The organism is Synergistaceae bacterium (genome assembly GCA_021372895.1).
In the GTDB taxonomy this organism is placed as follows: domain Bacteria; phylum Synergistota; class Synergistia; order Synergistales; family Synergistaceae; genus JAJFTP01.
The window spans coordinates 19,976-27,112 of the sequence record JAJFTP010000009.1 but is presented as its reverse complement, the minus strand read 5'-3'; the positions used below and the strand labels follow the sequence as shown (position 1 = coordinate 27,112).

At 52.0% G+C, this 7,137-nt stretch carries 5 protein-coding genes; all 5 read left to right on the top strand.

Translation table 11 applies throughout. From position 1 onward, the window contains the following. Positions 1-305 precede the first annotated feature (305 nt). On the top strand, positions 306-1,751 hold the full coding sequence (locus LLF78_01140; GenBank protein MCE5201107.1) for a sodium:solute symporter family protein: 1,446 nt from the start codon (positions 306-308) through the stop codon (positions 1,749-1,751). After that, complete coding sequence (locus LLF78_01135) at positions 1,744-3,090, top strand: HAMP domain-containing protein (GenBank protein ID MCE5201106.1); 1,347 nt, start codon at positions 1,744-1,746, stop codon at positions 3,088-3,090. The genes LLF78_01140 and LLF78_01135 overlap by 8 nt, the downstream gene beginning before the upstream one ends. Continuing rightward, entirely contained in the window at positions 3,087-4,445 is a 1,359-nt protein-coding gene (locus LLF78_01130; GenBank protein ID MCE5201105.1) for a sigma-54 dependent transcriptional regulator, read from the top strand. The genes LLF78_01135 and LLF78_01130 overlap by 4 nt, the downstream gene beginning before the upstream one ends. Then, positions 4,432-5,694 carry a hypothetical protein gene (locus LLF78_01125; protein ID MCE5201104.1) on the top strand — a complete coding sequence of 421 codons (1,263 nt, stop codon included), beginning with the start codon at positions 4,432-4,434 and terminating at the stop codon, positions 5,692-5,694. The genes LLF78_01130 and LLF78_01125 overlap by 14 nt, the downstream gene beginning before the upstream one ends. 212 nt (positions 5,695-5,906) lie before the next feature. Continuing rightward, on the top strand, positions 5,907-7,109 hold the full coding sequence (locus LLF78_01120; protein MCE5201103.1) for a divalent metal cation transporter: 1,203 nt from the start codon (positions 5,907-5,909) through the stop codon (positions 7,107-7,109). The last annotated feature ends 28 nt before the right edge of the window (positions 7,110-7,137 follow it).

Sequence of the window (7,137 nt, the reverse complement as noted above, 5' to 3'; positions counted from 1 at the left end):
CCGTCTTTCCCGCATGCTTTTGAGCGGGAATCCAGCAACTTCAATATTTTAGAGCCACTGGTTCTCCGCTAAATAACATACAGAGAAGACGAAAAACAGAGGTTTTGAATCCACTAGTAGCAAGAGGTGGGAAAGTTGAGTAATATTATAGGGATATTTTTTAAGACAGGGGAGAGGTTATTATCAAACTGATTATTTTCTGTTGGCTGGTATTTATAATTTTAGTCGTTGCCCCCGGAATAATAGCCCGGCATATCTCCGGAAACAGGGGAAGAGGCATTTAAAATGGGGAGGGTACAACAGATATGTCCCCCCTGATCTATTATCTTTTTGCGTTCGGCGTGTATACGATCTCTATCATACTGATCACCGGGCAGTCTTTCGCGTGGGAGGAGAACAAAAAATCCTTCTATCTCGGTGGCCGCAGGGTTTCTATGCTGCCGTCGACAGCTACTTTCTGTGCCACATGGATGAGTCCCCTTTCTCTTGTCGGCTACGGCATGTGGCTATACAGGGACGGCTACGTGGCTTTCCTGGCATCAGTAAACGGATGGCTCCTTGGTCTTCTGTTTTTTCCCTTCATTGTCAACAGGCTCAGGGCAAAGCGGGTGCTCTCTCTTCCTGAATGGCTTGAAAAGACCTATGGCGATGCAAGGGTGCGTAAGCTTGTGGCGTTGACGATGATATTCCTTTACACTCTCTATCTGGTCATACAATTCCGGGCATTCGGCATAATAGTTTCATATATGCTGGAGATACCGGCCGGTTTTGCCGCCACATCCCTGATATACCTGTTTGTCCTGTACACGACCTTTGGGGGCTATACCTCCGTGGTCAGAAGCGACGTGTTGAATCTGTTACTCATTGTTATCGGAGTCACTGTCGCCGCATACTTTTCTCTCTCCGAAGGATTTACTCCGGGAGCGGCAGTAAATATCCTGTCTATGAAAGACGGGCCTGACACGGCAAGAGTTCTGACCCCTGCTGAAATTTTCTCTGCTTTTGCGATAATGCTTTCATGGGGGCTCGGCGTTGCCGGGAATCCCCAGTATGCTGTCAGGATCCTGGCCTGCCGCACCAAAAGAGATGCTTACGGGATGCTCTCGCTGGCCCCTTTTATCGTAGGATGGGTATATATATGTGTGACATTTTTTATCCTTGCCTGCCATTCAAATTATCCTGTGCTGGAAAATATCGAGGAGACAATGGCTTTTGCAAAACTGTCCCAGTTCCTTCCAAATTTTGCGGGCACATTTCTGCTTATCGGCGTGATCGCAGCTGCCGTCAGCACGGCGAACTCGCAGCTGCTTCTTGCGGCCTGCTCTCTCTGTTACGACCTTTTCCCTATGAAGGTGAATGAAAACAAAAGTACGAACCCTATGGAGGAAGACCATTTCCTGCTTGTGAACAGGATCGCGATCACCGGCATAGCCTCTGTTGCGCTCATACTCAGCCACGCGGGGCTTCCCGGATATCTGCTGCTCGGCCGCATCAGCTGGACGCTCGTTGCCATATGCTTCTTTTTTCCTCTGTTATTTCCAAACTGGGTTGCCGGAGATATCCTCTTTTATGTTCTCGGTGTTGCGCTGCTGCTCCAGTTTGTCCTGGTCTTCATCGTCAGAATAAGTCCTGAATATGCAATGCTTGCGGTCCTTTTTGTAGAGGTCGCTTTGTTTGGATCCAAGAGGCATTTTGCTTCGGAGACAGAGACGAAACTTCTATGTCCGGAAGAGGCTGACAGGGATGCTTAATAAATTCAGCCTGGAAACCCTTATGAAATGGATATTCATGGCGCTTGCGCTCTCCATGGTTTTGCTGACTCTCGGGGCACGGCTTCACCAGAGCTATGCCGAGAAAAAATATTCCGCGGCGGGATCCGGAAAGGAGATCAAATCTCTCATCGAGGAGCGGGGATATCATTATACCGAAGATATGATCCTGGGTAAGCTTGGGCCGTACTGGAGGAAAGCACGGCCCTATGAAAGGCCCGATCTCAGCATAAGCAGCGGAGGCAAAATCTTAAACTTTATGTTTGATACCGAGGCGATAATGATCTCAATTGCGGAAGAGGAACGTTACCTGCTCCTTGTCGGACTGCTGGGGCTCATTGCCGCTGTGGAACTCGCCGTGTTCATATCATATGTGCTGACGCGACCGCTCAGACGTCTTGCATTGGGCTGCAGGAGCATAGCGAGGGGTGTTCCGGTCACCATCCCGCAGAATGCGATGACGCCCTATGAATTCCAAGAGCTGACGGATAGTTTCAACGATATGGCAAGTCAGCTTGAAAGATGGAAGGAAGTTCAAAGGCAGGTGAGCAGGATGGACAGGCTGGCTGCCCTTGGCGAGATGATATCAGGGCTCTCCCATGAGATCCGCAATCCGCTTGCCAGCATGAGGATACAGATAGATCTGCTTCGTTCGGAGGTAGAATCAATGGCCTCCAAATGCGGCAGTCCTTCCTCCGGAGACGCAGGCGAACTTATAAGTATCCTGGAGAAGGAGCTTGACAGGCTGAACGGGATCGTGACGCAGCTGCTGTCGTTTGTCAGGCCCAAACAGGCGATAATAGCCCCGGTCCTGTTAGATGAACTTCTGCCATGGTGCCGTTCAATGTTTAACCCTCAGGCGGAGAAACTTGGAATAGAACTTGTCACGAAACAGGCCGACCGATGCGTGACAGTCATGGCTGACAAAGAGATGCTGCAGCAGCTTCTTATGAACCTCTCGCTGAACGCGATCCAATCTATGTCTTCTTCTGACACCGGACGCGCGCGGATCCTCCGTATAACGTCAGGATACTCCGAAGATAACAACGGCGAATCAAAAATGGGATTTCTTTCCGTGGAAGACAGCGGGCCAGGCATACCTGCGGAGATACAGCACAGGATATTCGACCCGTTTTTTACCACAAGGAAAGAAGGGACAGGTCTGGGACTGAGCACGGTCCAGCGGATCGTGGAGGGACTGGGGGGCGCCATGTCGCTGGAGACGTCTGAACTCGGGACGGGCTTCAAGGTTTTTCTGCCTCTCGATAAAGAGAGCATTCCCCTTTGTGAAACTATAGATGCGGAGGAAAATATACAATGAATATCTGGATAGCGGATGACGAAGTCAACCTTGCGAACGGCCTGAAGAAGGGCTTCGAAAGACAGGGCTTCAGCGTAAAGACTGCCGGCAGTATCTCAGAGCTTCAGCAGCTGCTTGCATCTGAGATACCGGCTCTTATATTTTTGGACCAATGTCTGCCTGACGGCAACGGCATAGACATGCTGCCCGTCATACTCCAGCAGGCTCCGAGATGCAGGGTCATCATCATGACAGCGTTTGGGGACTCCCGCCTGATCGTAAGGGCGATACAGGAAGGGGCATATAACTATCTTGACAAGCCTTTCCCGTTGGATGCCGCAAACAACATGGTACAGAGGGCGCTTGAATCGATACGCTTTCAGAACCAGGCGGAGCGTCTCCTCACAGAGGAGACGAGCAACCTCTTCGGCTCTTCTCCCTCGATGGAGAAAATCCGCGACAGCATCTTAAAAATAGCCCCGCATCAGGATATAACCGTCCTTCTCAAAGGGGAAAGCGGCACGGGAAAAGAGGTCGCCGCGCGTATGATCCACCGTGCTTCGAACTGCAGCGGTGATTTTGTGGCGCTCAACTGTTCTGCGATCCCGGAGTCGCTTCTTGAGGCGGAGCTTTTCGGATACCGCAGGGGGGCTTACACAGGCGCGGACTCCGACAAACAGGGACTGATAGAAGTCGCTGACAAGGGGACGCTTTTTCTGGACGAGATAGGGGACATGCCGCTGCCGCTTCAGAGCAAACTGCTCAGGTTCCTGGACCAGCGCGCGTTCCGCCCTCTTGGGAGCACGAAGGAGAAGAAGGTCAGCTTGAAACTGATATGCGCCACATGCCTTGACCTCGAAAAAAAAGTAAGAGAAGAGACCTTCCGTAAGGACCTATTCTTTAGGATATCGGTGATCCCGATAACGCTTCCGCCGCTCAGGGAGAGAGGCAAAGATGTGCTCGGGCTTGCGTCGCTCTTCCTTGCCGAGTTCTCAAAACGGCTTGGCAAATCTGCGGATACGCTTACGGACGAAGTGCAGGAAGTATTTATGAGCTACCTCTGGCCGGGCAATATAAGGGAGCTTCGCAACCTTATCGAAAGGATACTTATCCTGAAAGATCCCTCAGACCACCTTGTACGCCTCGCAGACCTGCCGGCTGAGATGCTTGAAGTACAGCCGGCTCATCTGGACCCGGGCACCTCTGTCCCGGCATGCGGCGGGGGATCACTCCCGGGTAGTCTGGACAGGGTCGAACGGGACCTTATAACATCCGCGCTTGCAAGATGCGGAGGCAATCGCACGCAGGCGGCGGCCGAGCTTGGGATATCACGCTTTTCGCTGCTTCGGAGGATGCAGAGGCATGGGCTCGATTGACATTTCTCTGTCCCGGCAGCTGAAACCCGGACATAAGCTGAGTCCTAAGGCGCTGCTCGGGACGAACCTTCTCTTTGTCCCGCTCAATGAGCTTGCGGCTGAGTGCCGGAATATCCTTGGCGATAATCCGTTTTTCTCTTTCATCCCGCCTAAGTGGCAAAGTTCTTACGTCGATATCGATATGCTGGACGCTGATTCTATACCGGCAAAAACCGGCATCGAGGAACACCTTTCCCTGCAGATCGCGACCTGTCCGGGACTGTGCGGAAATAACGGGCCGGCATCCTCCGCTTCATTCTGGTGCTCCGCTCTGGATACCCGCGGTTTTCTTAACACGTCTGTCGAAGATATTGCTCTGATGCTTGGTATCACTAGTAAAAAAGCTTCGGAATATATAAAGGCGCTTCAGGATTATGTAGAGCCTCCGGGACTTTTTGCTGCCGATTTGAAGGAGTGTCTCCTTATCCAGCTTGCGCGCTGCGGGATGGAAGGAAGTCCGGCGTGGAGGCTGCTGACAGACGGCAGTGAATATATCATATCCGGCCGGACGGAGGAATTTGCAGAGAAAAACGGATGGAACAGCACTGAGGCAGCAGAAGCGCTGGAAGCGCTTAAAAGGCTGGATCCTTCCCCGGGAAAGAACTTCAGCCCGGCAAGGAACATCGTCCCTGAGATAGAATTTCTTATTGATACCCCTGTTCCAAGGCCCAGACTTATCAGAGAGAATATCCCGGCGATTGAAAACAGCCTCTCTGAATTTCCCATGGGCATAAGAGAGGTGCTTGCCCAGCAATGGATGAAACCGGCATGGTCGCGCACTAAATTTACGCTCACGCGTCTTGGCATGAGATACAGGACCCTTATCAGGATATCAATGTGCATCGCCGCCGTTCAAAGCGATTACCTGAGGGGAGAAAAAATGGCTGTGGCGCCCCTTACCTATGGATATGCGGCAGGAGAGCTGGGCTTGAGTACGTCGACGGTCTTCCGTTCAATGAAGGATACCTGGTGCCTTGTCTCAGGAAAAGTGCTCCGGATGAGCGCCTTCTTTTCAAGAGGTCTGCATTCAAGGCCGGATATGTCGGTGCATGAACTTAACTCGGCCATCGGACAGTTGAATATGGAGGGATACGGCGACAGGATGATAGCCGAAAAACTTTCCATGCCTGTAAGGACCGTTGCCCATCACAGAAAAAAGCTCGGATTGTCCTCCGTGTTCCGCCCGCAGAGGGCTGTCCGCAGAAAATAAACCAAGCGTTCCTCATAGTGCGGGAACCGCACATCGCACAACGTGTGCCGCACACCCGGCACACAGTGCATATTTATTTCCCGGGCTATCCCGATAAAAAAATCGCTGCTGCCGCAGGTTAGTTCTTTATATTTTTTTCGTCATATTCGGCAACTATTTTGCATGTAATGAGGTAAGGTGTTATACCTAATTTATTATGGAGGTGCCGGATGATGGCGGAGAAAAAAGATCAGGGGTCGGCGGCAAGCGTTCTTATAGGGGCGGCATTTTTGATGGCAACATCGGCGATCGGGCCGGGATTTCTGACACAGACAGCGGTATTTACCGACAGGCTGAAGGCGGCTTTTGCGTTTGCGATACTTGCTTCTATCGTAATCGATATCGTCGTTCAGATGAATATATGGCGCATACTGGGTGTTTCAGGGAAACGCGCGCAGGATGTTGCCAACAAGGTCTGCCCGGGGCTTGGATATTTTCTGGCTCTTCTTGTGGCTACCGGAGGCCTTGTCTTTAACATCGGCAACGTCGGAGGTGCGGCGATGGGGCTCAACGTCATGCTCGGCGTGCCGCTTGTGCCCGGTGCGATATGCAGCGCTGTAGTTGCGATAGCGCTGTTCATCAATAAGGAGATGGGCAAGGCGATGGACATGTTTACAAAGGTCCTCGGCATGATAATGATCGCAATGGTCATCTTCATGGTCTTTAAGACACAGCCGCCCGTCGCGTTGGCTCTTAAGGAATCCGTCCTCCCGTCGACTATAGACTGGATGACGATCCTTACGCTCGTGGGCGGAACGGTCGGGGGATATATAACCTTTGCCGGCGCTCACCGTATAATCGACGCGGGGATAGTCGGGACGGAGAATCTTCCGAAGATTTCAAGGGGCTCCGTAACAGCCGTAGGGATCACAGGCGTAATGAGATATCTGCTTTTCCTTGCGATACTTGGTGTTGTGGCGACAGGCGCCGTCCTTGATCCCAAAAACCCGCCGGCATCCGCGTTCCTTATCGGGGCAGGACAGATCGGTTACCGCATTTTCGGCGTGATCCTCTGGTGCGCCGCGGTAACATCGGTCGTCGGTGCGTCATACACGTCGATTTCATTCCTCAGGACCCTTTCCAAAACTATAGAGAAGAACGCGCGCTACTGGATCATGGGTTTTATCTGCGTTTCCACGGCAATATTCGCGACAATGGGCAACCCTGTCACACTTCTGATATTTGCCGGCTCGCTGAACGGGCTGATCCTTCCGGTGTCGCTCGGGACCATGCTGCTTGCGGCGCATAACAAGGACATTATCGGGACGACGTACAAGCATCCGGTGGTACTCACGGTGCTGGGATGGATAATGGTCGTATTGACGGCTTGGATGGGCTTCAAATCATTCGCAGGCATACTGAAACTCTTTGCATAAAGAGGTACAATCAGCTTACCGCATGGGA

Bases quoted from the DNA above. Each gene is read 5' to 3' on its own strand.
- LLF78_01140 (MCE5201107.1), top strand. From the start codon at position 306: ATGTCCCCCCTGATCTATTATCTTTTTGCGTTCGGCGTGTATACGATC.
- LLF78_01135 (MCE5201106.1), top strand. From the start codon at position 1,744: ATGCTTAATAAATTCAGCCTGGAAACCCTTATGAAATGGATATTCATG.
- LLF78_01130 (MCE5201105.1), top strand. From the start codon at position 3,087: ATGAATATCTGGATAGCGGATGACGAAGTCAACCTTGCGAACGGCCTG.
- LLF78_01125 (MCE5201104.1), top strand. From the start codon at position 4,432: ATGGGCTCGATTGACATTTCTCTGTCCCGGCAGCTGAAACCCGGACAT.
- LLF78_01120 (MCE5201103.1), top strand. From the start codon at position 5,907: ATGGCGGAGAAAAAAGATCAGGGGTCGGCGGCAAGCGTTCTTATAGGG.